The organism is Mycobacterium canetti CIPT 140010059 (genome assembly GCF_000253375.1).
GTDB classification, from domain to species: Bacteria; Actinomycetota; Actinomycetes; order Mycobacteriales; family Mycobacteriaceae; genus Mycobacterium; species Mycobacterium tuberculosis.
The window spans coordinates 1,775,942-1,800,010 of sequence record NC_015848.1 but is presented as its reverse complement, the minus strand read 5'-3'; the positions used below and the strand labels follow the sequence as shown (position 1 = coordinate 1,800,010).

The following is a 24,069-nucleotide window of genomic DNA, read 5'->3' as shown; positions in this document are numbered from 1 at the left end:
TGTCGGCTCCTTGTGTTTCTGATCCTTGACAAGCCAGAAACCTTAAGCCACAACGACGTGCGCCTACTCAGGACACAAACTCACCCACGGAAGTGTCAGAAGAGCCATAATTCCACCGAGCTAGCAGCGTATTCGCTTGCGATACTGCGGGCTGCGGAGCCGGCCTGATGCTGGGGCGGCATGCTCACCGAAACGATGCGGCCTGCAGGCTGGTAATCCGGGCAATCACATCAAAGTCGGCGTCACGGTGGACGATACGCGCACCGTGGCGGATCGCGAGCGCCGCTATGAGGCAGTCGTTGATGCTTCGAACCGTTTCGCCGGCGCGCCGGGCGGCGCGATAGATACCCGCGGCAGCACGAAAGTCAATCGCGTCATCAACGTTCAACGACGGCAAGCCATTCACGAGCCGCTCTAGCGTCGTGTGGGTGTTGTCGTCGAGCGCGCCACTCAAGATTTCCATCGCAATGGGCTCACACATAGCGATTCGCGCTGCTTCTTCGGACAGCAGCCGGCGTACTTCGACAGCGGCGATTGATCCGGTGGCACGGAAGTACTCCACCCAGGCCGATGTGTCGATGAGGATCATCGAGATCAGTCTGGGCGATCGCTTCGCAAGTCATCCAGGTCGCCTTCCCAGCCGACGCCTTCCAGCCCGAGCAGAAACTCACGGCTCAACGGCGACCCGACCAACCGTCGTAGGGCAAGGTCGACCGCCGCCCTCTTGGTGGTCAGCCCGAACCTGCGCATGACCTCGGCGGCAAGTTCGTCATCGATGTCGATGTTGGTGCGCGACATACACCAACGATACACATGCGAGGTTTGTCGGCACGGTCGCGCCGACGCCTCGCTACAGCAGATAGCGGTAAGCCGGCGACCCCGGTTCCAACGCCTCGACGTGAATGTCGGTCGCCCGCATCCGGGCCAGCAGACCGTCTAGATCCGCGGCCGATCCCAGCTCGATACCCACCAGCGCCTCACCGGTCTCCCGGTTGTTGCGCTTGACGTACTCGAACAAGGTGATGTCGTCGTTGGGTCCGAGCACGTCGTCGAGAAACCGGCGCAGCGCACCGGGCTCCTGCGGGAAGTCGACCAGGAAATAGTGCTTGAGGCCCAGGTGGACCAGCGAGCGCTCCAACACCTCCCCGTAACGGGACACGTCGTTGTTGCCGCCCGAAATCAGGCACACCACGGTGGACCCGGGCTCGATGTCGGCTTCCAACAGACCGGCGACCGACAGGGCACCGGCCGGTTCGGCGATGATGCCCTCGTTCTGATACAGATCGAGCATCGCCGTGCACACCGCACCCTCGTCGACGGTGGTGAGCGAAACCATGTCGCCGGCGGCGGCTAGCGCGGCATAGGTCAGCGTGCCCGCCCGGTTCACCGCGGCGCCGTCGACGAACTGGTCGACATGGTCCAGCGTCACCGGCTCGCCCGCCGCGAGCGCGGCCATCATGGCGGCCGCACCAGCCGGCTCGACGCCCAGCACCGCGGTGTTGGTCGTCCGCTCGGCCAGGTAGGTGGTGATCCCCGCGATGCAGCCGCCGCCACCCACCGGGACCACCACCAGGTCCGGCTCGTCCTCGAGCTGGCCAAGCACTTCGACGGCTATCGTGCCCTGGCCGGCGATGGTGCGCAGGTCGTCAAACGGCGGTACCAGCGTGGCCCCGGTGCGTTCCACGTCCTCAAGGGCCGCCGCCGCAGCCAGATCATAGGTCGACCCACCCACGATCAGGTCGATGAACTCCCCGCCGTGGTAGCGGATCCGGTCACGCTTCTGCTTGGGGGTTTTGGCAGGTACGTAGACCCGGCCGTGCACACCCAGACAGCGACACGCATACGCGAAGCCCTGCGCGTGGTTGCCCGCAGAAGAACACACCACGCCCGCGGCCAGTTCCTCATCGGACAACTGCACCAACAGGTTGTACGCTCCGCGTAGCTTATAAGAGCGCACCGTCTGCAAGTCTTCGCGCTTGAGGTAGACCGTGGCGCCAGTGATCGCCGACAACCGATCGCTAGGTTGCAACGGGGTGGGCGTGACTACCGGTGCGATCCGCTTGGCGGCACGGTCGATGTCTGCCCCAGATAGTGAAAACAGCGGCGAGCTGCTCGGGCTCTGGCTCAGTTCGGCGGACACCGGTCAATGGTGCCACGCCGCCCTATCCCAATGGCTAGCCGCCCGCGCGCACCGGGGTCAGCACGAACACCGGAATCTGGCGGTCCGTCTTGGTCTGGTAGCTGGCATAGTCCGGCCAGACCGCCACGGCGCGCTGCCACCAGATGGCCTTCTCGTCACCGAACACCTCGCGGGCGTCGTAGTCGCCGGTCACGGTGCCGTCCTGCAGCTCGACCCGTGGGTTCTTCACGACGTTGTGGTACCAGACCGGATTTTTCGGCGCCCCACCCAGCGAGGCGACGATCGCGTACTCGCCGTCGTGCTCGACGCGCATCAGCGGGGTCTTACGGAGTTTGCCGGTCTTCGCCCCGACGGTGGTGAGCAGGATGACCGGCTTTCCCTGCAGCTGTGTGCCCTCGGTTCCGCCGGACTTCATATACGTGTCGGCTTGCTCGCGCGACCAGTCGAGCGGGCTCGGCGCATATTCCCCTGAAAGCGGCATCCCACCACCTTAACGGTGGGTAGCCACCTGAGTTCTCGGGTCATCGTTGCCCTCGCGCAGCAGCAATTCACGAACCACGGGCCGCGGGCCGTACGGCCGAAGCATCCTGCTGGCAGGGCGCGGGCGCACTCGTTGCGGCCACCAGAACCAGCGCCCGAGCAGCACCGCGATGGACGGGGTCATGAACGCGCGCACCACCAGCGTGTCGAACAGCAGCCCAAGACCAATGGTGGTCCCGATCTGACCGAGGACCCGCAAATCACTGAACACGAACGAAGACGTAGTGGCGGCGAACACCAGGCCGGCAGCGGTCACCACCCCGCCGGTGCCGGCCATCGCACGGATGATGCCGGTGTTCAAACCTGCACCGATCTCCTCCTTGAATCGGGAAATCAGCAGCAAGTTATAGTCCGATCCCACGGCCAGGAGCAGGATGACGGCCAGCGCGAGCACGATCCAGTACAACTGGATACCGAGAAGATGCTGCCACACCAGCACGGACAGGCCAAAAGAAGCGCCCAACGACAGCGCCACCGTGCCCACGATCACCAGCGCCGCAACCAGGCTTCGGGTAATGATCATCATGATGAGCAAAATCAAGCTCAGCGCGGCTATTCCGGCGATCAGGAGGTCGTAGGTGGCGCCGTCTTGAATGTCCTTGAAGGTGGCGGCCGTGCCGGCCAGATAGATCCCAGCACCCGCCATGGGAGTGCCCTTCACGGCCTCGTGGGCCGCCTGCTTGATCGCGTCGATATGCGAAATGCCTTCGGGGGTGGCGGGATCGCCTTCATGGGAGATGATCATCCGAGCCGCCTTACCGTCTGCCGACAGGAACAATTTCAGGCCGCGCTGGAAATCTGGGTTGTCAAAAGCCTCCGGCGGCAGATAGAAGGAGTCGTCGTTCTTGGCGGCGTCAAAGGCTTGTCCCATGGCGGCAGCGTTTTCGATCAAGGCCGCCGTCTGGGCATAGATCCCGGACATGGTGGCGTAGTTAGCCAGCGCCAGTTCCCGATTGATCTGCTGGCTGGCGATCTGGTCTGGTAGCAGCGCCACCAATTGAGGCTGGATCGCAGCCAACTTGTCCAAGGTTACGGTCACGCTGGCCAGCTGCTCGCCGAGTTGGTCGATACCGTCGATCGTGTCAAAGACGGATCTCAGCGCCCAGCAGCTCGGGATATCGTAGCAGTGCTTTTCCCAGTAAAAGTAACTACGAATCGGCCTGAAGAAATCGTCGAAATTGGCGATCCTATCTCGCAGTTCGTTTACCGTGGCGATCGTTTGGTGAAAGCTTTCGGCTTGCTCGTGAGTAGCGGCCGCGAGTTCCTGCTGTAGGGCATATTGGCGCTGCAAGATTTCGATCGTCTTCCCCAGCTCTTCGGCCTGCTTCAGCAAGTCGGCTGCTCGGTCCCTCTGATACTTGAGATTCTGAATCTGGCCGACGCTTTGCATGCTGATCTGAAACGGTATCGAGCTGTGGTCAATCGGGGTTCCTAGCGGCCGGGTCATGGCCTGCACCAGCCCTATCCCGGGCAGATGGAAGACAGCCTTGGCGATCCTATCCAAGATGAGCATGTCGGCCGGATTGCGCATATCGTGATCCGTCTCGATCATCAGTAGTTCGGGATTCAGCCGCGCTTGGGGAAAATGTCGCTCCGCGGCCATGTAGCCAATATTGGCCGGGGCGGTGGCGGGCATGTAATGGCGAGCGTCGTAGCTCGTTTTGTATCCCGGCAGCGCGAGCAGACCCACCACCGCAATTGCGCACGCCACTGCCAGGATGGGTCCCGGCCAACGCACGATGGCCGTGCCGATGCGCCGCCATCCCCTGGTCCTCATCCTGCGCTTGGGTTCGAAACAACCGAAACGACTGCCCAAGATGAGCACGGATGGGGCCAGGCTGAGCGCGGCTGCCAACGCAATCATCACCCCTATTGAGGCGGGAATGCCCAGGCTTTGAAAATAGGGTAGCCGGGTAAAGCTCAGGCAATACACCGCGCCGGCAACGGTCAGACCCGAGCCCAAGACGACGTGGGCGGTCCCGCGATACATCGTGTAGAAGGCCGTTTCCCGATCCTGTGCGGCGTAGCGCGCCTCGTGATAGCGGCCGAGGACAAAAATCGCGTAGTCTGTGCCCGCCGCGATTACCAATAGTGTGAGCAGATTCGTCGAGTATGTCGACAGCCCGATTACCCCGGCGTTTCCGAGAAAAGCGACGATCCCGCGGGCCGCGGCCAACTCAATAAGAACCGTGATAAGCACCAGGACCATGGTGACGACGGAACGGTATACGAAGAGCAACATCACCGCGATCACAACCAGAGTTATCCCGGTAACTTTCGCGGTTCCTTTGCTGCCCACCTGAAACTGATCGGCCATGAGCGGGGCCGCGCCGGTGACGTAGGCCTTGACCCCGGCCGGTGGTGGCGTATGGGCGACGATGTCGCGCACCGCGTCGACGGACTCGATTGACAACGCCTCGCCTTGGTTGCCGGCGAGATAGACCTGAACGTAGGCGGCTTTGCCGTCGGTGCTTTGCGAGCCGGCCGCGGTCAGCGGATCGCCCCAGAAGTCCTGAACGTGCTCGACGTGTTTGGTGTCGTTTGAAAGGTTGCTGAGCAGGGTGTCGTAGAACCGGTGGGCGTCGTTGCCGAGCGGCTTATCGCCTTCCAAGACGATCATGGCCGCACTGTCGGAATCGAACTCGTGGAACACCTTGCCGATCCGTTTCATCGCCTGCAGCGACGGGGCATCCGGGGAGCTCTGTGCGACGTTATGCGCCTCCCCGACCACCTCCAATTGCGGCACGGCGGCATTGGTAATGGCGGCCACACCCACCCAAAACAGCAAGATCGGCAACGAAAGCCGTCGGATGGTGTGCGGCAACCAAGGCCGCGGGCGGTGGTGGTTGCTCATGAGGACTTGTCGAGGCAGAAGGTATAGGCGCGCACTTCGTTGACGATCCTTTCGTCCTTGACTACACCGTTGACGGTGATGCGGCAGCCGATGGAATTGCTGTCGCCTTGCGCGACAACATTGGCGAAGACCGCGGGCAGGGTCGTCGTGATCGTGTATGACCACGGCAGGGTCGTGTCCAGGACTTGCCGAGGTGTGGCATCCACGTCCAGATAATTGATCGTTGCCACGGTTCCGGGAGCGCCAAAGACCTCGAGGGTTACCTGTTTGGGGTTGAACGGCTTGATGTCATTCGCGACACCACCGGCGGTCGAGGTGGTGTCGTGCGAGCCGAAGATGCCGTGCAACCGATAGACGCTGAATCCCGCGACCGCCACCACCGCCACGGCAACCAGCACCATCCAGCCGCGTTTGACCAGGCCAGTCACTGAAATCCCCTGCACCCGTTAGCCTTTCGATAACCGGCGACGCTATTGCCCGGGGCGCGACCACGCCCCGTACTTCAGGCGGGGATCCGCGGATTCAACAGTACGGTACGGGACCGGACACCACAACGGTGCCCAGCCATTCGCACCGCTGACTCAACCGGTGGATCGGGTGAGGCTGGGGAGTATCACGTCGTCGACGAGGGCTTGCACCGTGTCCTGGGTGGGCGGCCGGTTGGGGATGATGGACCGGAAGATGAGGTAGCCGGGTAGCAGGTCCCAGAGTTCATCGCTGATGGCCGCGCTGGAGATCTCACCGCGGTCGACGGCCTGCTGCAAGATGTACTGGATCAGGGCCTTACGGTGGTCGACGAACTGATGCTGCAAAACGTCGTTGAGGGCAGGATTGCGCGACACTTCGACGAGCACCGCGCGGATGGTGCTGGCGTGTTGGCCCACCTCCCGACAGATCAGCTCCCCCAGTCGCAGCAAGTCGTCGCGCAGGTTGCCGGTATTGGGCGGGACCGCGACCTGGCGGATGCCCTCGATGAACGCGGCCAGCACCAATTCGGCTTTCGACGGCCAGCGCCGGTAGACCGTTGCCTTGCTGGCGCGGGCGCTCGCCGCAACGGCATCCACTGTTAGCCGGTCATAACCGTGCTCCTGCAGCAGCCGTAGTGTCACCGCCAGTAACTCGGTCTCTCGCGGCGACCAGGGCGAGGGGTCTGTAGGCCGATCCGCTATCTGGGTCACAGCGCCTACCATAGAACCGTTGTGGTGGTACAGGTCAGTACCGTACCGTGCCGGCGGCCAAAGCGCCCGGCCAGCGACTTTACATGGTGAGCAACATCCAACCCGCCGTCGCCGAGCCCAACACGGCCATGCCGTAACACCACAGGGCGATCACTCGGTCGAACCGGCCCAGTTGCAGCCCATGGTCGAGCACGAACCGGAACCGGTGCGCCGCATGGAACAGGGCCAGTACCACCAGGACCAGCACAACAAGCTTGGTGATCGGGTTGCGCACCATCGCCAGTAGGTGCCCGTGGTCGGGCGCGTCGAGCCACCCAAGCGGAAACGCGAGTCCGAACAGCAACAGCAGGACGGGCGCAACCAGGGCGGTGACCATGCCCCCGGCGCTGAACAGCAGCCACAGGAAGGGCTCCGCCGAGCGTCGGCGCGGCCTGGCATCCGATGTCGAGGGAGTCATGACAGCACCATCCAGGCAACAATCACCGAAACCACCAGCCATGCCGCGTAGTGCCCAGCACGGACCGCGCGAGCGGGTACCCGGCGGCCGCGAACCTGAATCACCATCGCGCGCGGTGCCGATCCGAACCAGGTAACAGCATGCAGCAGCAGGGAACTCAACGCGACGACGTTCAGCACTACGACAACCGGATTGGCGCTGAAGTCCAAAAACCGCTGGTAGGAATTCCCGCCCGCGCCAACGGCGCGCAATACCAGCACCAGATAGAGAACAAACCACGCCACGAAGATGCAACTGATTTCGCGAAGCATGAATAGCAGGTAAGACCGCCGTCTCGCCCACCAGTACCTTTCGACCGGCTGGCGATAGGCGGTCATCCGTTCCCCCAAGGGAACAGCAACTTCTTCAGTGCGTGCGTGGCCGCGGTCAGCTTGTAGCGCTGGATCGCGCCGGCAGGATCGACGCCTTTCGGACAAGCCGTCGAACATTCGCCCACCAGGGTGCACGCCCAAGCGCCGTCGGCCGCGGCCAGGACATCCCTGCGATACGCCGCACCTTGGTCGCGCGAGTCCAGGTTGTACCGCTGCCCCAGCGCGATCGCCGCCGGACCGAGGAAATCGGGGTCCAGCGCGTACACCGGGCACGCCGAGTAGCACAACATGCAGTTGATACACATGCTGAACTGCTTGAATGCATCGAGTTCGGCCGGGGTCTGCCGGTATTCGCCGTCTTCGACGGGCGGTTCATCATGCCGGACGAGCCACGGCTTCACACTGGGCAGCTTGGCCATGAAGTCACTGATGTCGACAACGAGATCGCGGATCACCGGGAAGTTTCGCATCGGCTCCACCCGCACCGGCCCGGGTAGGTAATCGGCAAGGAATGTCGCGCACGCCAGCTTTGGGTCGCCGTTGATCGTCATACCACTACTGCCGCAGATACCCATCCGGCACGACCAGCGGAAGGAGAGTGTTCCGTCGAGGTGATCCTTGATGTAGGTCAGGCCGTCCAACACCGCCCATTCGCGGGTGAGGGGAACCTCGTAGGCCTGAAATGTCGGGGCCGATTCGATCTCGGGCCGATACCGGGAGACCTCCATGACAATTCGATCCATCATCCTTACCTCCCATACACGCGTTCGCCCGGTGGCCAGCGAGTGATAGTGACCGGAAGGTAGCCGACCCGCAGCGTTCCGTCGCTTTCTCTATGAACCAAGGTGTGCGCCAAGAAATGCTCGTCGTCCCGGTTCGGAAAGTCGGTTCGCTGGTGTGCGCCACGGGATTCTTCTCGGCGCAAACCAGATTCGACGATCGCCAGTGCAACGTCGAGCATCCCCGACAACTCGAGCAGCGCAGTCAGCTCGGTGTTGAATGTGCGGCTGTGATCGTCGATGCCCGCCGTGGCGAATCGTTCCTGCAGCACCCGAATCTCCTCGACCGCTTTGGTGAGGGTGGGTCCGTCACGATAAATACCCGCGGCGCTTTCCAAGGTGGCCTGCATGTCCGCCCGAATATCCGCGATTCGTTCGCCTCCCTGGCCATGGCGGCTGAGCTCACGCTCTAGCCGTAGAGCCTCGGTGCGGGCCTGAGCCCGCACTGCCGACGACGGGCCACGGTCCGACTTTTGGTGGCGCGCTGCGTAATCCGCGGCGGCACGGCCCGCTCGAGCCCCGAACACCAGCAGCTCGGGCAGCGAGTTCGACCCCAGGCGGTTGGCGCCATTAATGCTCACGCAGGCTGTTTCACCTGCGGCATATAGCCCGGGAAGCGTTGTGGCGCCGTTGATATCGGTGTGAACGCCACCCATCATGTAGTGCACTACCGGTCGCACCGGGACCAATTCGACCACGGGGTCGATGTGCTGGTAGTCGCGGCACAGCTCACGTACGAACGGCAACTTTGCATCGATCAGGTCCGCCCCCAGGTGCCGCAGGTCTAGATAGACGACGGGGCCGTACGGGGTGTCGACCGTCCTTCCTTTGTTGTGCTCGTGTACGAAGGCCTGCGACAGTCGGTCCCTGGGCCCGAGCTCCATACTGCGCAGCCTGGGCTCGGGCGTGGGCTTGCCGAGGTCGTAATCCTGGAGGTAGCGGTAGCCGTCCTTGTTGAGCAACCAGCCGCCTTCAGCTCGTGCGGCCTCGGTGATCAAGATCCCGGTGAACGGCAGTCCGGTGGGGTGGTATTGGACGAATTCCATGTCTTTTAGGGGCGCGCCCGCGCGGAATGCGAGCGCCATGCCGTCGCCGGTCTTGATGTTCGCGTTGGTGGTGAATGGAAATACCCGCCCGCATCCGCCGGTGCACAGAATCACCGCGTCGGCAAGGATCGTCTCGATGCGCCCCGTCGCCAACTCGATAGCGACCAGACCACATACCCTGCCGTCGTCGACCAGCAGCGTCGTAGCGAACCACTCGTCATAGCGCATGACGTCGGAATAGGTGAGCAGCCGTTGAAACAACGTGTGCAGGAGGTGAAATCCCGTCTTGTCGGCGGCAAACCAGGTGCGCAGCTTCTTCATCCCGCCGAACGGGCGAACGGCAACGCGCCCGTCTGGTTTACGGCTCCACGGACAGCCCCAATGCTCGAGCTGCACCAACTCTTTGGGCGCCTCGGCCACGAAAGCCTCGACCGCATCTTGGTCACACAGCCAGTCGCCACCGGATACCGTGTCGTGCGCGTGTTCATCGAGGCTGTCGTCGTCACCGGTCACCGCCGCGGCGCCGCCCTCAGCCGAGACGGTGTGGCTGCGCATCGGGTACACCTTGGAAACGATCGCCACATCCAGGTGCGGATTGGTTTCGGCTATCGCAATCGCGGCGCGCAGACCCGCACCACCGCCGCCGATAACCACGATGTTGTGTTGGGCGGTCATCGCGCTGGTTCACGCTTCGTGATCGCCGCTGTGCTCGTCCTTCAACACCTTGCCGTCGTGTCGAATCGTGCGTACCCGCATGGATCCGTCGTGGTAGAAATGCCGGATTTCGCGGCAGCCGCAGGAAAACTTGAGGTCGTCGTAGGCAAGGCCTTCGTCGTCGCGCTCGATGTGGTGATCGCCGTCAACCATGTGCCCGCAGGGCGCTTTTTGCTTCGGGAAGTGCGTAGTGGTCGCGACCATAGTCCCGCCTCCTCCGGTGCTGGCACGTGACCTAGATCACATTCAGACTATGCCCGGGGGGATGGCGCGTCCACCGTTTGACCCGTTCGCTGGACGGCGCAGCGGCCCTGGCGGCCGCATTTGTCGCTCATTGCCTGCGGGCCAGTTCTGCGATTGTGTTTACCCGCCTGGTTGCCGTGGCTATCTCGTCGGCGAACTGCTGTCGGCGTTTGGCGATGTCCGTCGCATCGGCACCGTCGACCAGCTCGCGATGGCGAGCCAGGCGCAGTGCGGTCTTGAACAGCTCCATCGACCTGGACTCGGCGCTGGCGATATTGCGCTGCAGCTCCCACTGCTTGCCGACCTGTAGACACTCGGCCAGAAACCCTTCCTCGTCGAAAGAGTCGTCTTCATGGGCGGCCAGCCGATCGGCGACAATGTGGTAAGCATCGAGAAACGGCCGCAGCACCAGGTGGGCCAGCAGCACATCGGCCGATTCCAGCAGCCGCCACACATCGGCTGCGGCCGCGGGCTTGGAGGTGTCGACCACCGACCCGATCAGCAGTACCTCGTTTGCGAGGTCTTTCTCAAACTGGGCACGGCCAGAAAACAAGAACTCGAACTTCAGCAAGTCGCGAAGGCTCAACGCCTCATCACGCACGGTCGCCGGGGAAACCGAGCCGTTTGTTGTGGTCTCTGCGGCCGCCAGCAACGCCAACTCGGCGACGGCCCGATCGACCAGGATATGGATCGCGGTGTTGCGGTAAAACGCCGCCACCAGGTGCTGGTCCTCGCCGATGCCCCACACCGCCTCGGTGCCCGCGTCGTAGACACTCACCACGCCGGAAGCAACCATCTGATGCAAGGTCCACCGGATCGTCGAGCGATTCGTCAGATCGGCGGCGCCGGCCACCGCCCAGTTGCGGGCAGCTATGTAGCTGGCCAACGGGCGAACCGTCGCCAACACCTCGCTGATGGACAACGAGCGGTCCGCGCCCAGCAGGGCCAGACTCACCACCGCGGTGGGGGTAACCGGTGTGGCGCGGTTGATCCGGTGCTCGACATCCAACGCGATCCGTTCGATCTCGCTGCCGGTGCCCGACTTGTCGGCGCGCATCTCCTGCAGGCGCTTGCGAAGCGGCAGCGGTTCGCCGAAGTCGAGATAGGCGCGGCCCAGTCGCTCGCCCTGCTGTCGCGCCAACCGGACCAGAAAGCGCAGGTCTTCGGGTCGTTTCACCGCGCCATAGGCCTCGGTGGTCATGGCTTCCACCTCGTGCAGCTGGTCGTACACGATCGAGGTCGGCACCAAATACACTTCGGGACCGTCGATTTCGTCGACCGCATCGGTGATGTAACGCAGGATCCCGAACACCGGTGGCCGTAGCTTGCCCGTTCTGGTCCGACCCCCTTCGATCGACCAGGTGAGGTTGACATGGTTTTGCACCAGCTGCGCGGCGTAAGCACGTAATACGAAGCGGTAGACGGGAATATCTTTCGTCTGACGCCGAATGAAGATAGCCCCGGTACGTTTGGCCCAAGCGCCCATCGGAAAGAAGTTCAGGTTCGCCCCGCCGAAGGTCAGCGCCGGCGAGAGCCGGTTGGCCAGGATCGCCTCGGGCAGCAGCATCCCATCCAAGTACGAACGATGCGAGAACGCGAACGCCAGGGTGGCTTTGCGATCAAGCTTGCGCAGCTGCGTGATCTGGTCCTCGTCGACCAGTACGTCGTAGGCGCGCATGAGCCAGCGACTGAAGCCGCGCCATGCCTGCACGGCCCGCTCATCCAGCGAGGCGGCCATCTCCCGCAGGTAGCCTGCCGCCTCGGCGCGCACGCTGTCCGGATCGCGTCCGAGCTCGTCGGCCAGCGCACGCAGCCGCTCGTCATACCATCGGGCTTCCAGCAGTTGGGTAACCTCAACGGGATCGGTCGCTAGCGGCGTCATTGATTCAGCCACAATACCGGTGCGCTGCAGCAACTTTCGCAGTCCGATGCGGCCCACCTCCCGTGCAGTCACTGGCTATCCCCCCGTCATGCCGGTTGTGTCGATGGCACGGCAGCGGGCTCGTAAACCTGCGGTCTCAGCTCGCTGGCGTAGAGCTCCTCGATCTCCGCGGAATATTTCGCGGCGATTCGACGGCGCTTGAGTTTCATCGTCAGGGTTATCTCGTCACCGCCGGGCTCCCACAGGGTGGGCAATATGCGGAACCGCTTGATCTGTTCGACCCGCGATAATTTGGCGTTGCCCTCGGCCACGCCGGCGGCGATGCGCGCGATCACCTCCGGGTCAGCCGCCAGAGCCGCGGGCGAGGCATCGAGGCCACGCTGGGCCGCATACGGACCGAGAGAGTCGGCGTCGAAGACCAACAGCGCGGTGTTATACGGTCGCCCGTCACCGATTGCCATCATCACCCCGACCATGGGGCACGCGGCCAGGATGGTGTTCTCGATGTTGGCCGGCGACATGTTTTTTCCGGCCGCATTGATGATCAGCTCCTTCTTGCGGTCCACCACCCGCAGATAGCCGTCGGAGTCGATATCGAAGACATCTCCGGTGTGTAGCCAGCCGTCGGAGTCGATCGCCTCCGCGGTCTTGGCCGGTTCTTTGCGATAACCCTTCATCACCAGCGGACCGCGGACCAGGTACTCACCGTCTTCGGCGAGCTTGCCCTGCAGCCCGGGAAGTAGTTTTCCGACGGTGCCCAGCCGCCCGTCGCGGGGATGGCTGGCGGTGGCAACGCAGCTCAGCTCCGACATTCCCCAAATCTCGGCGATTGGGATGCCGATACCTGCGAAGAACGCGAGCGTCTCCTTGGGGATCGGCGCCGCTCCGGACAGGGCCCACCGCAGCTCGCCGAAGCCCAGCCGCTCGCGCAACTTGGACAACACCAACTCGTCGGCTTTGGCCCATTCGGCGACCAGCTGATCCGACATAGGTTCACCTGCGAGCAGGGCGTTGGCGCGTTTGCCAGCCACCGACATCGCCCACGCCAACGCCTGCCGCTTCATCTCGTCGGTCTCACGAGCGACGGTGAATTCGATTCCGGCCTTAAGCTTTTCCCAAACCCGGGGAACGGCCCCCCACACGGTTGGCCGCACGTCGGGGAGCGCGGCTGCGATCGTGCGCGCGTCGGCCACCGCGGTGACCTGGGTGCCGAACATCTCCTGCAGGTACAGCCCGGTCATCCGATCGGCGATGTGCGCCGATGGCAGGAAGGACGTCACCCGATCGCCAAACCGGATTCCGAGCACCTCGTCGATGGCATACCCCTCGAACAGCAGGTTGGCGTGGGTCATCTCCACACCCTTAGGGTTTCCCGTTGTGCCGGACGTGTAGATGAGGGTGACAATGTCCTCGGGTTGTACGGCACGCCACGTCGACTCGAAGTCGAAGAAGTCGCCGGAGGCGGCCGCGTACAAATCCGTCAGCGAGAGCGTGCCGGGGGGCGCGCAATCGACGCAGACGATGTGTTCGATGGGCACACCGCTGGCGCGAACGCGATCGACGTACTGTTGCTCGCAGATGACCACCTTGGTCCCCGCGTTATCGAACACGTAGGTCAGCTGCTCGGCGGGCAGGGTGTTGTACACCGAAAACGAGGTGGCGCCGACGTGCTGAGCACCGACGTCGAGCGGGTAGAACTCGATCCGGTTCGCCATCATCAGCGAGACCGTGTCGCCGCGCCGAACTCCCAAACCTGCCAGGCCGGCAGCGACCCGCCGCACCTGCGCCGCGTAGTCTCGCCATGTCATTGTCTGGTTACCGCCGGGGGTCCGTAGCGCAACGGCGTCCGGGTCCATGACGGCGGTGCGCTGGAACGCCTCGCACATGGTTGTCGGGCGCTCTGTTGTGGTCATTTCCGTCCTCCTTGGCAGCGGATCAGTATGGCCCAGGTCACATCGGTGAGCGTACGTCGACAATCGAAGGACGCGGAAGCACGGGGCCGCGACCAAAACGAGACCCGTGGCGGCCCATGGCCGCAAGGAGGCTCCTCGCGAGATTCGTCACGCGTTACCTGGATTTAACCTGCGCCCGTCCGAAGCGCACGGCTTTTTCGTAGGCTTCGCTGCGGTTGGGGCCAGACAGCGCCGTGAAACCCGGTGGGTGTGGCCGGCTGACGGGATGGTTGTGATGAATTTTTCGGTGTTGCCGCCGGAGATCAATTCGGCGCTGATGTTCGCTGGTGCCGGGCCGGGACCGATGTTGGCGGCCGCGTCGGCCTGGACCGGGCTGGCCGGCGACTTGGGTTCGGCGGCGGCCGCATTTTCGGCGGTGACCTCGCAGTTGGCCACCGGGTCCTGGCAAGGTCCAGCGTCGGCGGCCATGACAGGCGTGGCCGCGTCCTATGCTCGCTGGCTGACCACGGCCGCAGCGCAGGCTGAGCAGGCGGCGGGTCAAGCCCAGGCGGCGGTATCGGCGTTCGAGGAGGCGCTGGCGGCGACGGTGCATCCGGGCGCGGTGAGCGCCAATCGAGGTCGGTTGCGCTCCTTGGTGGCCTCGAATCTGTTGGGGCAAAACGCCCCGGCCATCGCGGCCGTCGAGGCCGTCTATGAGCAGATGTGGGCCGCCGATGTCGCCGCGATGCTCGGTTATCACGGCGAGGCGTCGGCGGTCGCCTTGTCGCTGACGCCGTTCACACCGTCGCCGAGCGCGGCAGCCACGCCCGGCGGTGCGGTGATCATCGCGGGGTTTCCGTTCCTCGATCTGGGCAACGTCACCATCGGTGGCTTCAATCTGGCCAGCGGCAATCTGGGCCTCGGCAACCTGGGCAGCTTCAACCTGGGTAGCGCCAACACGGGCAGCGTCAACTTGGGCAGCGCCAATATCGGTGATCTCAACCTGGGCAGCGGCAATATCGGCAGCTACAACCTGGGTGGCGGCAACACCGGGGATCTCAACCCGGGCAGTGGAAACACGGGCACGCTCAACTGGGGTAGCGGAAACATCGGCAGCTATAACCTGGGCGGCGGCAACCTCGGCAGCTATAACCTGGGTAGTGGAAATACCGGCGACACCAACTTTGGCGGCGGTAACACCGGAAATCTCAACGTGGGTGGCGGCAACACCGGGAACTCGAATTTCGGGTTCGGAAACACCGGTAACGTCAACTTTGGTAACGGAAACACCGGCGACACCAACTTTGGCAGCGGCAACCTTGGCAGTGGAAATATCGGTTTCGGCAACAAGGGCTCTCATAACATCGGGTTTGGGAACAGCGGCAACAACAACATCGGCTTCGGGCTCACCGGTGATAACCAGATAGGTTTCGGCGCCCTCAATTCAGGTAGCGGGAACCTCGGCTTCGGGAACTCGGGCAACGGTAATATCGGCTTTTTCAACTCGGGCAATAACAACATCGGCATGGGAAACTCGGGCAATGGAGTCGGGGCGCTGAGCGTGGAGTTCGGCAGTTCGGCCGAGCGCAGCTCGGGCTTCGGCAACTCCGGCGAGCTCAGTACCGGTATCGGCAACTCCGGCCAGCTCAGCACCGGCTGGTTCAACTCGGCCACCACCAGCACCGGCTGGTTCAACTCCGGCACCACCAATACCGGCTGGTTCAACTCGGGCACCACGAACACCGGAATCGGAAACTCGGGCGGAAACCTGGTCACCGGCAGCATGGGTCTGTTTAACTCCGGCCATACCAACACGGGTAGCTTCAATGCCGGCAGCATGAACACGGGCGATTTCAACTCGGGCAACGTGAACACCGGCTACTTCAACTCCGGCAACATCAACACCGGCTTCTTCAACTCGGGCGATCTCAACACCGGATTGTTCAACTCGGTCAACCAGCCGGTACAGAACTCCGGCTGGCTGCACACGGGCACCAACAACTCGGGCTACGCTAACGCCGGCACCTTCAACTCGGGCTTCGATAACAACGCCCGTGACGAACACGCCGAATTTGTCACCGGTAACTCGGGCCTGGCCAACGTGGGCAACTACAACGCCGGCATCATCAACGTGGGTGACCATCTGTCGGGCTTCAGAAACTCGGTACCCACGATCACCGGTACGGCCAACATTTCGGGTTTCGTCAATGCGGGAACCTCGATCTCTGGCTTCTTCAACTTCGGCAGCCTCATGTCGGGCTTCGCCAACTTCGACGACGAGGTCTCGGGGTATCTCAACGGGGACAGTCGGGCGTCGGGCTGGATCCATTAGCGGCGCTCACGGGCGATCGTGCGGAAACCGCTGGGGGCGGTCGCCTCGCTAACTCCCTAGACATCCAGGGCCGAGCAGCTCCTTGAGGTCACCCATCAACGCCGGCGACGGCGTCACCCGCAACGACTGATCAAGCGCCAGCGTGGTGATCCGGTCTCCGCTGATGAGCCGCAGATGCACCTGCGAGGTGCCGGGGTGGCGCGCCAACACCTGTTTGAGCGCACTCACCTTGTCAAAGGTGCACTGCCGGGTGGGCAAGCTGACCGCCAGCGGCCGGTCCACCTGGGCGTTGGAAAAGTCGGGCACTGTGAGGTCATTGGCGATCAATGCGATGCGGTCGTCACGGACCGCCACCTTGGCGTTGACCAGCACGACGGCATCGTCGACGATGTCGGCACCATAGCTGGAGTAGGTGTGCGGGAAGAACATCACCTCGATGCCGCCCGTGAGATCCTCCAATTGCGCTGAAGCCCATGGCATTCCGTTTTTGTTGACCCTCCGGTTCACCGACGCCAGGATGCCGCCCACCCGCACTTGGGCATCGTTGGGGACATCGCCGTCGAGGATCGCTGGGATCGCGGTGTCGACCTGGGCAGCCAGCAAGTGTGCCACACCGTTGAGGGGATGCCCCGAGACGTACAGTCCCAGCATCTCGCGCTCTAGGGCGAGTTTGTGTTTGTCCTCCCACTCATCATCGGGCACCTTGATGGTGAACACGGGATCTGCGGTGCCGGTCCCATCATCATTGCTGCCGAAGAGATCGAACTGCCCCAGTGCCTCGGCCTTCTTGGTGCCCAGCACCGAGTCCACCGCATCGCTGTGCACCAGGAAAAGACCCTTGCGGGCATGCCCCAGCGAGTCGAACGCACCCGCCTTGATCAGCGATTCGGTCACCTTCTTGTTGCACGCCGAGATGTCGATCTTGTTCAGGTAGTCCGAAAAGTCGGTGAACTTGCCCTTGTCGTTGCGGGTTTGGAGCAACGAGCCCACGACATTAGCGCCAACGTTGCGCACCGCGCCCAGCCCGTAGCGGATGTCTTGGCCGACCGATGCGAAGTTCAAGCCAGATTCGTTGACGTCGGGCGGGAGCACGGTGATGCCGAGCTTGCGGCAGTCGGCCAGATAAACCGCGGCCTTGTCTTTATCGTCGCCGACCGACGTCAACAGACCGGCCATGTACTCGGCGGGATAGTTGGCCTTGAGGTAGGCCGTCCAGTAGGACACCATGCCGTAGCCGGCGGCATGTGACTTGTTGAACGCGTAGTCAGCGAACGGCAGGATGGTGTCCCACAGCGCCTTGATGGCCGCCGGAGAGAACCCGTTGGCCTGCATGCCATCGGAGAAGCCCTCGAACTCCTTCTCCAGCACCTCGCGTTTCTTCTTGCCCATGGCCTTGCGTAGAATGTCGGCGCGGGCCAACGAGTAGCTCGCCACCTTCTGCGCGATGCGCATGATCTGCTCTTGATAGACGATGAGGCCGTAGGTCTCGGCGAGGATCTCGCGCAGCGGTTCTTCGAGTTCCGGGTGAATAGGTTTGATGGCCTGCCGGTTGTTCTTGCGGTCGGCATAGTCGTTGTGTGCGTTCATGCCCATCGGGCCGGGCCGGTACAGCGCGATAACGGCGACGACGTCTTCGAACCCGGTCGGCTGCATGCGGCGCAGCAGGTCGCGCATGGGCCCGCCGTCGAGCTGGAACACGCCCAGGGTGTCGCCGCGGCCCAGCAGCTCATAGGTGGCCTTGTCGTCCAGCGGCACGGATTCCAGGTCGAGGTCGATACCCCTGTTGGCCCTGACGTTGTCGATCGCGTCGCCGATGATCGTCAGGTTCCGCAGGCCCAGGAAGTCCATTTTCAGCAGACCGATGGCCTCGCACGCCGGGTAATCCCAGCCGGTGATGATGGCCCCGTCCTGCGGCCGCTTCCACAACGGGATGGCCTCAGTCAGCGGCTCGCTGCTCATGATCACCGCGCAGGCGTGCACACCCGCGTTGCGGATCAGGCCTTCCAACCCGCGTGCGGTCTGGTAGATGGTGCGTACGTCCGGGTCGGTTTCGATCAGGCCGCGGACCTCGGCGGCCTCCTTGTACCGTTCGTGGCTGGGATCGGTGATCCCAGACAGCGGGATGTCTTTGGCCATGATCGCCGGCGGCAACGCCTTGGTGATCCGGTCGGCGATGGCGAACCCGGGCTGCCCGTAGTGGATTCGCGCCGAATCCTTCAGCGCCGCTTTGGTTTTGATGGTGCCGAAGGTGATGACCTGCGCGACCCGGTCGTGGCCCCACTTGTCGGCTGCGTAGCGCACCATCTCACCGCGGCGCCGGTCGTCGAAGTCGATATCGATGTCGGGCATCGAGGTGCGCTCGGGGTTGAGGAACCGCTCGAACAGCAGACCGTGTGGAATCGGGTCGATGTCGGTGATGCCCAGCGCGTAGGCGACCAGCGAGCCGGCGGCCGAGCCGCGGCCGGGACCCACCCTTATGCCCGCCGACCGCGCGTAGCTGATCAGGTCGGCGACGATCAGAAAGTACGATGGGAAACCTTTGGAGCAGATGACGTCGATCTCGTAGGCGGCGCGCTCGCGGTACCCGTCCGGCGGACCGGCCGGAAATCGCCGGCGAAGCCCGGCGTCCACCTCGTGACGCAGCCAGGACGCCTGGTCATGCCCATCGGGCACCGGAAACACGGGCATCCGGTCGCGCGGTGTCCACACGTCGGCGTAGGACTGCACCCGTTCGGCGATCAACAAGGTGGAGTCACACGCGCCCGGCACTTCGTCGTCCCAGATCTGGCGCATCTCGGCGGCCGACTTCAGGTAGTAGCCGTCACCGTCGAACTTGAAGCGATTCGGATCCGAGAGGGTCTTGCCGGTCTGCACACACAACAAAGCCTCATGGTTGTGGGCGGCGTCGCGGGTCACGTAGTGGCAGTCATTGGTGGCAAGAGGCGGAATGTTGAGCGCGCGTCCGATCTCGAGCAGACCGTCACGGACCCGGCGTTCGATGGTCAGCCCGTGGTCCATCAGCTCAAGGAAGTAGTTGTCCGGTCCGACGATCTCCCGCCACTTCGCCGCGGCTTCGAGCGCCTCCCGATCCTGGCCGAGCCGCAGGCGGGTCTGCACCTCCCCCGACGGGCATCCGGTGGTGATGATGATGCCCTCGGCGTGTTCGGCGATGAGCTCGGCGTCCATGCGCGACCACTTGCTCAGCTGGCCCTCGAAGGAAGCATGCGAGGACAGCTTGAACAGGTTGCGCAGGCCGGTGGCGTTCTCGGCCATCATCGTCAGGTGCGTGTAGGAGCCGCTGCCGGAGACGTCGTCGGCCTTTTGGCTGGGGTCACCCCACAGGATGCGCCGGGTGTCGAACCGCGAGCCGGGCGCGATGTATGCCTCGACGCCGATGATCGGCTTGATCCCGGCCTTGGTCGCGGAGTTGTAGAACTCGCTGGCACCGAACATGTTTCCGTGGTCGGTCATCCCCACCGCGGGCATCCCCAGCCGCTCCACCTCGGCGAGCATGGGCGTGATCTTCGCGGCACCGTCCAGCATCGAATACTCGGTGTGGTTGTGCAGGTGCACGAAGGAGGACCCCGCAGATGAACCGCTCATAGGGACGCCAGTCTATGACCGAGGACCGACACCGTTCGGGCGTGTCGCAAAGTGTGTCTTCTAGCGGCTAGCCGTATAGCTCGGCGAACTGCTTAAGCGACTTCGCGACGTCGCCCTTGACGGCGCGAGCCGCCGCCGAACCCAGCGGGCCGAACAGCGCACGCCCGCCCAGCTCGAGACGCAGCCCCAGCGCCGACCCGCCTTTTGTGGGTCGCACGGTGAGGGTGACTCCGTACTTTGTTCCACCCTTCCCGGATCCTGTCATCGCGACCTCATGTGGCGGGTCCCACTTGGTCACCCGCCACGTAACCCGGTTACGCATGCCCATGGCCCGCGCGACACCCACGATCTCCACACCTTCGCCCAGTTGATCAGGCAACTCGCTGCGCCACCCCTCATGGATGACGAGCCACTCCCCCAACTCTGACAGCTCCGAAACGCGGTCCCACGTGTCCTGCGGGCTGATGGGGACGTCAGCGGACAGTTCAACAGAGGCCATCGCATGAGACTAGCGCCGGCGACGAAGCGGGCCGTGCGCTATGGCCCGCTAAGGAGCGGCGCCATCCAACCCAGCGCCGGCGACGAAGCGGGCCGTGCGCTATGGCCCGCTAAGGAGCGGCGCCATCCAACCCAGCGCCGGCGACGAAGCGGGCCGTGCGCTATGGCCCGCTAAGGAGCGGCGCCATCCAACCCAGCTGTCTTGTCACACACGCCGCATTCGTCTCTGCCGGCAAGGATGGTCGTTATGCCCACCTCCTCGCGACACGCAACAGTGACTTGTCGCGCTGCAGAGGGCAAATTGTGCATCTGGCAGCACTGCGACTCGTGCGCCAGCTGCAACCCATACAACGCGGCTAGCCGGCTGGGATTGCCCAGGCCCAGCACTCCGTTCGGCACCAGGCCGGAACGCCCCTCACATCAGCGGCTGGGCCCGCCGCGCAGCCGGTTGCCGATCCGGATCGCGGGCAGCAGCAGACTGCGCGGAGCGAATCTGCCGCTAGTGCTGACGAATTTTGGCACTATGCCGGGCACGACGGTGCGCTTACCGGAGAGCATCCCGGCGATGGCGGCTTCGGCGACGTCGTGCGGCGAAACTTGGGCGAGGGGAATGCTGAACCGCTCGGCGCTGGCGATCTCGGCCCACTCGGTGGGGACCGGGCCTGGGCACAGGGCAGTCACCGACACGCCCGTTCCGTGCAGCTCCTCCTGCACGGCTTCGGAGAACGTCAGCACAAAGGCTTTGGTAGCCGAATACACGGCCATATAGGGAATCGGCTGGAAACCCGCGATCGAGGCGATGTTGAGCACCGCACCGGCGCCGCGCTTGACCATGCCTGGCAGTGCGGCATGGGTGAGTTCCATTAACGCCAGAGCATTGAGAACGACTTCCTCGCTTTCGCGTGCGAACGGCAACTCCCAAAAACGCCCACTGGTGCCGAAACCTGCGCTGTTGCACAGCCCGGCAATCGCATCACTACGCAAGCGATCAGCCAGCTGTGCCCTCGCTTGCGTATCGGCAAGGTCGAGCGGCAAGACCTCCACCCCGACGCAGTGTTCCTGGCGCAGCTGATCGGCCAGTTCGTCGAGGCGCTCGCGGCGCCGCGCCACTAGCATCAGTGGGAAGCCGCGGCCGGCCAAGCCACGAGCCAATTCGACACCGATGCCGGAGGAGGCGCCGGTGATCACAACGGTGGTCTGATTGTTCGGTTTCGGAAGGCTCATGGTGTCACCAATGGATCCCTCGGGTGGCCCGCACAAACGTCTCGCTTCGCTTGTCGAGTTCTGATGTGTCGGTTTGGGATTCACTTCCCTTGGCTGCGGACGAGTCGCCGAACATGTTGAAGGCACGGTTACGTACCCGGTCCATCACCGCGGGGTTGACGGCGTCGGCAACGGCGGCGAACTGTCCGAACGGTGAGCTGGCTCGCCGGGGCCGGTGCACGATGGCATCGGTGATCACACCGGCCGCCTGATCCGGCGTCAGCGTGGGAAACTTGTCGTAGATCGTGGTCGGGCTGATCATTGGAGTCCTTACCAATGCCATGTGCACGGTGGTGAATCGGACGTTGTCGTGCACGGTCTCGGCTTGCAACGCATCACACAGGCTGTCCAGCGCGGCCTTGCTGGCGATGTAAGCGCCGAAGCGCGGCGCGCGGGTCTGCACGCCGACTGAGGAAACGTTGACGATATGCCCGAAGTGGCGTTCTCGCATTCCGGGGATGAACTTCAGGATCAGCTGGACCGCGCCGAGGTAGTTGAGCTGCATCGTTCGCTGGTAATCGTGGATCCGGTCATAGGACAACTCCAACGAGCGCCGAATTGACCGGCCCGCGTTGTTGATCAAGATGTCGACGCCGCCGAGGTCGCCGAGCACCTGGTCGGCCATCACGGCAATCGCATCCATGTCGGATAGATCGCACGGGTAGACGTGGGCGGTCCCACCGTTGCCTCGGATCGCCCGTATGTCGTTGGCGACGTTCTCGAGGTTTTCCAGGGTGCGTGCGACCAACACCACCGTGCCGCCGGCCTCGGCAATTTTCTTCGCGGCCGCCGCACCGATGCCTGATGACCCACCAGTGATGAGGACAACCTTGCCCTTGACAGCATCATTGAGGTTGCGGCCCTGCACCGCATCGAGCAAGTTGCGCAAGTAGAAGGGCCGATATCGCCCGGCCGAGTTCGGGGTGTTGACGATGTTGGACACCGCCGCGAGCGGCTTCTCGACGAAGTTCGTTAAGTCACCAAGATTCATCGTGGGTAGCTCCTGATGGCGGCGTGGGGTGATGGACACGGGTCATGAAGCCAACCTACTAGCACATGAGCTGATGAATGGAGTCCACTACCGGCCGGTGCGGCGACCAAGGATCTGTTTGCGACGGGATCTGTGCGACGTTGGCGGCAATCAGCTTGTTACAGCTGATAATCCGAGCGTGATCGCGACCTAACCGGCAGGCAACGCCGGCATGGTCCCCTGGCACGATGGGACTACTGTCACGCTTGCGCAAACGTGAGCCGATCAGCATCTACGACAAGATCGGCGGGCATGAGGCCATCGAAGTCGTCGTCGAGGACTTCTATGTTCGTGTGCTTGCCGATGACCAACTATCGGCCTTCTTCAGCGGTACGAACATGAGCCGCCTCAAGGGCAAGCAGGTGGAGTTTTTCGCGGCCGCGCTTGGCGGGCCCGAGCCCTATACCGGTGCGCCGATGAAGCAAGTCCATCAGGGGCGCGGAATTACCATGCACCACTTCAGCCTGGTCGCCGGACACTTGGCCGACGCGCTGACCGCAGCCGGCGTGCCCTCCGAAACGATCACGGAAATCCTCGGCGTCATCGCGCCGCTGGCGGTCGACGTCACATCGGGCGAGAGCACCACGGCACCAGTCTGAGCCCTGTGGCGTGTCGCGCTGGACACTGCGTCGGTAGCCGGGTAGTCCGTTTCCATGAGATGGATCGGCGTCCTGGTGACCGCCCTGGTTCTGAGCGCCTGCGCCGCAAACCCTCCGGCTAACACAACCTCGCCGACCGCCGGGCAGTCGCTCGACTGCACCAAACCGGCAACCATAGTGCAGCAACTGGTTTGCCACGACCGGCAGTTGACCAGTCTGGACCACCGGCTTTCGACCGCCTATCAACAGGCGCTGGCCCATCGACGCTCGGCGGCGCTGGAAGCCGCACAAAGCAGCTGGACGATGCTGCGTGATGCTTGTGCGCAAGACACCGACCCGCGTACCTGTGTGCAGGAGGCCTACCAGACCCGGCTGGTCCAATTGGCAATCGCCGATCCCGCCACCGCGACTCCACCCGTCCTCACCTACCGGTGTCCCACGCAGGACGGCCCATTGACCGCACAGTTCTACAACCAATTCGACCCGAAGACGGCCGTGCTCAACTGGAAAGGCGACCAAGTGATCGTGTTCGTCGAACTGTCCGGCAGTGGCGCCCGGTATGGTCGCCAAGGCATTGAATACTGGGAACACCAGGGCGAGGTGCGCCTCGATTTCCATGGCGCCACGTTCGTCTGCCGCACCTCGTGA

Annotated in this window: 22 protein-coding genes; 3 read left to right on the top strand and 19 right to left on the bottom strand. The window is 63.5% G+C overall.

Going from position 1 to position 24,069, the window contains the following annotated elements:
• Window positions 1-184 precede the first annotated feature (184 nt).
• The 14 genes from vapc11 to fadD11 all read right to left on the bottom strand — a co-directional run bounded on the left by vapc11 (window position 185) and on the right by fadD11 (window position 14,117).
• The gene (gene vapc11 / locus MCAN_RS08315; protein ID WP_014000826.1) at window positions 185-589 is read right to left on the bottom strand and encodes a type II toxin-antitoxin system toxin ribonuclease VapC11; all 405 of its coding nucleotides are present in this window, start codon (window positions 587-589) and stop codon (window positions 185-187) included.
• 5 nt (window positions 590-594) lie between these two features.
• The gene (locus MCAN_RS08310; protein ID WP_009935474.1) at window positions 595-798 is read right to left on the bottom strand and encodes a type II toxin-antitoxin system VapB family antitoxin; all 204 of its coding nucleotides are present in this window, start codon (window positions 796-798) and stop codon (window positions 595-597) included.
• Between the two features lie 52 nt (window positions 799-850).
• On the bottom strand, window positions 851-2,140 hold the full coding sequence (gene ilvA, locus MCAN_RS08305) for a threonine ammonia-lyase (RefSeq protein ID WP_003407781.1): 1,290 nt from the start codon (window positions 2,138-2,140) through the stop codon (window positions 851-853).
• A 34-nt stretch (window positions 2,141-2,174) separates the two neighbouring features.
• Complete coding sequence (locus tag MCAN_RS08300; protein WP_014000825.1) at window positions 2,175-2,621, bottom strand: F420H(2)-dependent quinone reductase; 447 nt, start codon at window positions 2,619-2,621, stop codon at window positions 2,175-2,177.
• Between the two features lie 9 nt (window positions 2,622-2,630).
• The gene (locus MCAN_RS08295) at window positions 2,631-5,534 is read right to left on the bottom strand and encodes an MMPL/RND family transporter (protein WP_014000824.1); all 2,904 of its coding nucleotides are present in this window, start codon (window positions 5,532-5,534) and stop codon (window positions 2,631-2,633) included.
• Window positions 5,531-5,977, bottom strand: coding sequence for an MmpS family transport accessory protein (locus tag MCAN_RS08290; protein ID WP_003903500.1), 447 nt, complete (start codon window positions 5,975-5,977; stop codon window positions 5,531-5,533). Before MCAN_RS08290 ends, MCAN_RS08295 begins: the two co-directional genes overlap by 4 nt.
• A 138-nt stretch (window positions 5,978-6,115) precedes the next feature.
• Complete coding sequence (locus MCAN_RS08285; RefSeq protein WP_003407773.1) at window positions 6,116-6,724, bottom strand: TetR/AcrR family transcriptional regulator; 609 nt, start codon at window positions 6,722-6,724, stop codon at window positions 6,116-6,118.
• 67 nt (window positions 6,725-6,791) lie between these two features.
• Window positions 6,792-7,169 carry a fumarate reductase subunit FrdD gene (gene frdD, locus MCAN_RS08280; RefSeq protein WP_014000823.1) on the bottom strand — a complete coding sequence of 126 codons (378 nt, stop codon included), beginning with the start codon at window positions 7,167-7,169 and terminating at the stop codon, window positions 6,792-6,794.
• On the bottom strand, window positions 7,166-7,546 hold the full coding sequence (locus MCAN_RS08275; protein WP_014000822.1) for a fumarate reductase subunit C: 381 nt from the start codon (window positions 7,544-7,546) through the stop codon (window positions 7,166-7,168). Before MCAN_RS08275 ends, frdD begins: the two co-directional genes overlap by 4 nt.
• Window positions 7,543-8,286 (bottom strand): succinate dehydrogenase iron-sulfur subunit, encoded by a 744-nt coding sequence (gene sdhB, locus MCAN_RS08270; RefSeq protein ID WP_014000821.1) that lies wholly within the window; start codon window positions 8,284-8,286, stop codon window positions 7,543-7,545. The genes MCAN_RS08275 and sdhB overlap by 4 nt, the downstream gene beginning before the upstream one ends.
• A gap of 2 nt (window positions 8,287-8,288) precedes the next feature.
• A complete protein-coding gene (frdA, locus tag MCAN_RS08265) occupies window positions 8,289-10,040 on the bottom strand; it encodes a fumarate reductase (quinol) flavoprotein subunit (protein WP_003898925.1) in 1,752 nt (583 codons plus the stop codon).
• A gap of 9 nt (window positions 10,041-10,049) precedes the next feature.
• Entirely contained in the window at window positions 10,050-10,283 is a 234-nt protein-coding gene (locus tag MCAN_RS08260) for a hypothetical protein (RefSeq protein ID WP_003407763.1), read from the bottom strand.
• Between the two features lie 127 nt (window positions 10,284-10,410).
• On the bottom strand, window positions 10,411-12,276 hold the full coding sequence (locus tag MCAN_RS08255; RefSeq protein WP_014000820.1) for a lysophospholipid acyltransferase: 1,866 nt from the start codon (window positions 12,274-12,276) through the stop codon (window positions 10,411-10,413).
• Window positions 12,277-12,290: 14 nt separating this feature from the next.
• On the bottom strand, window positions 12,291-14,117 hold the full coding sequence (fadD11, locus tag MCAN_RS08250) for a fatty acid--CoA ligase FadD11 (protein ID WP_041180066.1): 1,827 nt from the start codon (window positions 14,115-14,117) through the stop codon (window positions 12,291-12,293).
• Window positions 14,118-14,391: 274 nt separating this feature from the next.
• Between fadD11 and MCAN_RS08245 the strand changes: the two genes are divergently transcribed.
• Window positions 14,392-16,428: a PPE family protein gene (locus MCAN_RS08245; protein ID WP_014000818.1), complete on the top strand. Its 2,037-nt coding sequence runs from the start codon at window positions 14,392-14,394 to the stop codon at window positions 16,426-16,428.
• Window positions 16,429-16,476: 48 nt separating this feature from the next.
• On the opposite strand, the gene dnaE is transcribed toward MCAN_RS08245, so the two are convergent.
• The 5 genes from dnaE to MCAN_RS08220 all read right to left on the bottom strand — a co-directional run bounded on the left by dnaE (window position 16,477) and on the right by MCAN_RS08220 (window position 22,783).
• Entirely contained in the window at window positions 16,477-20,031 is a 3,555-nt protein-coding gene (gene dnaE, locus MCAN_RS08240; protein ID WP_014000817.1) for a DNA polymerase III subunit alpha, read from the bottom strand.
• Between the two features lie 67 nt (window positions 20,032-20,098).
• The gene (locus tag MCAN_RS08235; protein WP_014000816.1) at window positions 20,099-20,530 is read right to left on the bottom strand and encodes a type II toxin-antitoxin system Rv0910 family toxin; all 432 of its coding nucleotides are present in this window, start codon (window positions 20,528-20,530) and stop codon (window positions 20,099-20,101) included.
• A 170-nt stretch (window positions 20,531-20,700) separates the two neighbouring features.
• Entirely contained in the window at window positions 20,701-20,928 is a 228-nt protein-coding gene (locus MCAN_RS08230) for a hypothetical protein (RefSeq protein WP_003901194.1), read from the bottom strand.
• A gap of 21 nt (window positions 20,929-20,949) precedes the next feature.
• Window positions 20,950-21,753: an SDR family NAD(P)-dependent oxidoreductase gene (locus tag MCAN_RS08225; protein ID WP_003407737.1), complete on the bottom strand. Its 804-nt coding sequence runs from the start codon at window positions 21,751-21,753 to the stop codon at window positions 20,950-20,952.
• A 4-nt stretch (window positions 21,754-21,757) separates the two neighbouring features.
• Window positions 21,758-22,783 carry an SDR family NAD(P)-dependent oxidoreductase gene (locus MCAN_RS08220; RefSeq protein ID WP_003407734.1) on the bottom strand — a complete coding sequence of 342 codons (1,026 nt, stop codon included), beginning with the start codon at window positions 22,781-22,783 and terminating at the stop codon, window positions 21,758-21,760.
• Window positions 22,784-23,010: 227 nt separating this feature from the next.
• Here MCAN_RS08220 and glbN point away from each other — a divergent pair, with 227 nt between their 5' ends.
• Complete coding sequence (gene glbN / locus MCAN_RS08215; protein WP_003407730.1) at window positions 23,011-23,421, top strand: group 1 truncated hemoglobin GlbN; 411 nt, start codon at window positions 23,011-23,013, stop codon at window positions 23,419-23,421.
• Window positions 23,422-23,475: 54 nt separating this feature from the next.
• Window positions 23,476-24,069 carry a lysozyme inhibitor LprI family protein gene (locus MCAN_RS08210; RefSeq protein ID WP_003407725.1) on the top strand — a complete coding sequence of 198 codons (594 nt, stop codon included), beginning with the start codon at window positions 23,476-23,478 and terminating at the stop codon, window positions 24,067-24,069.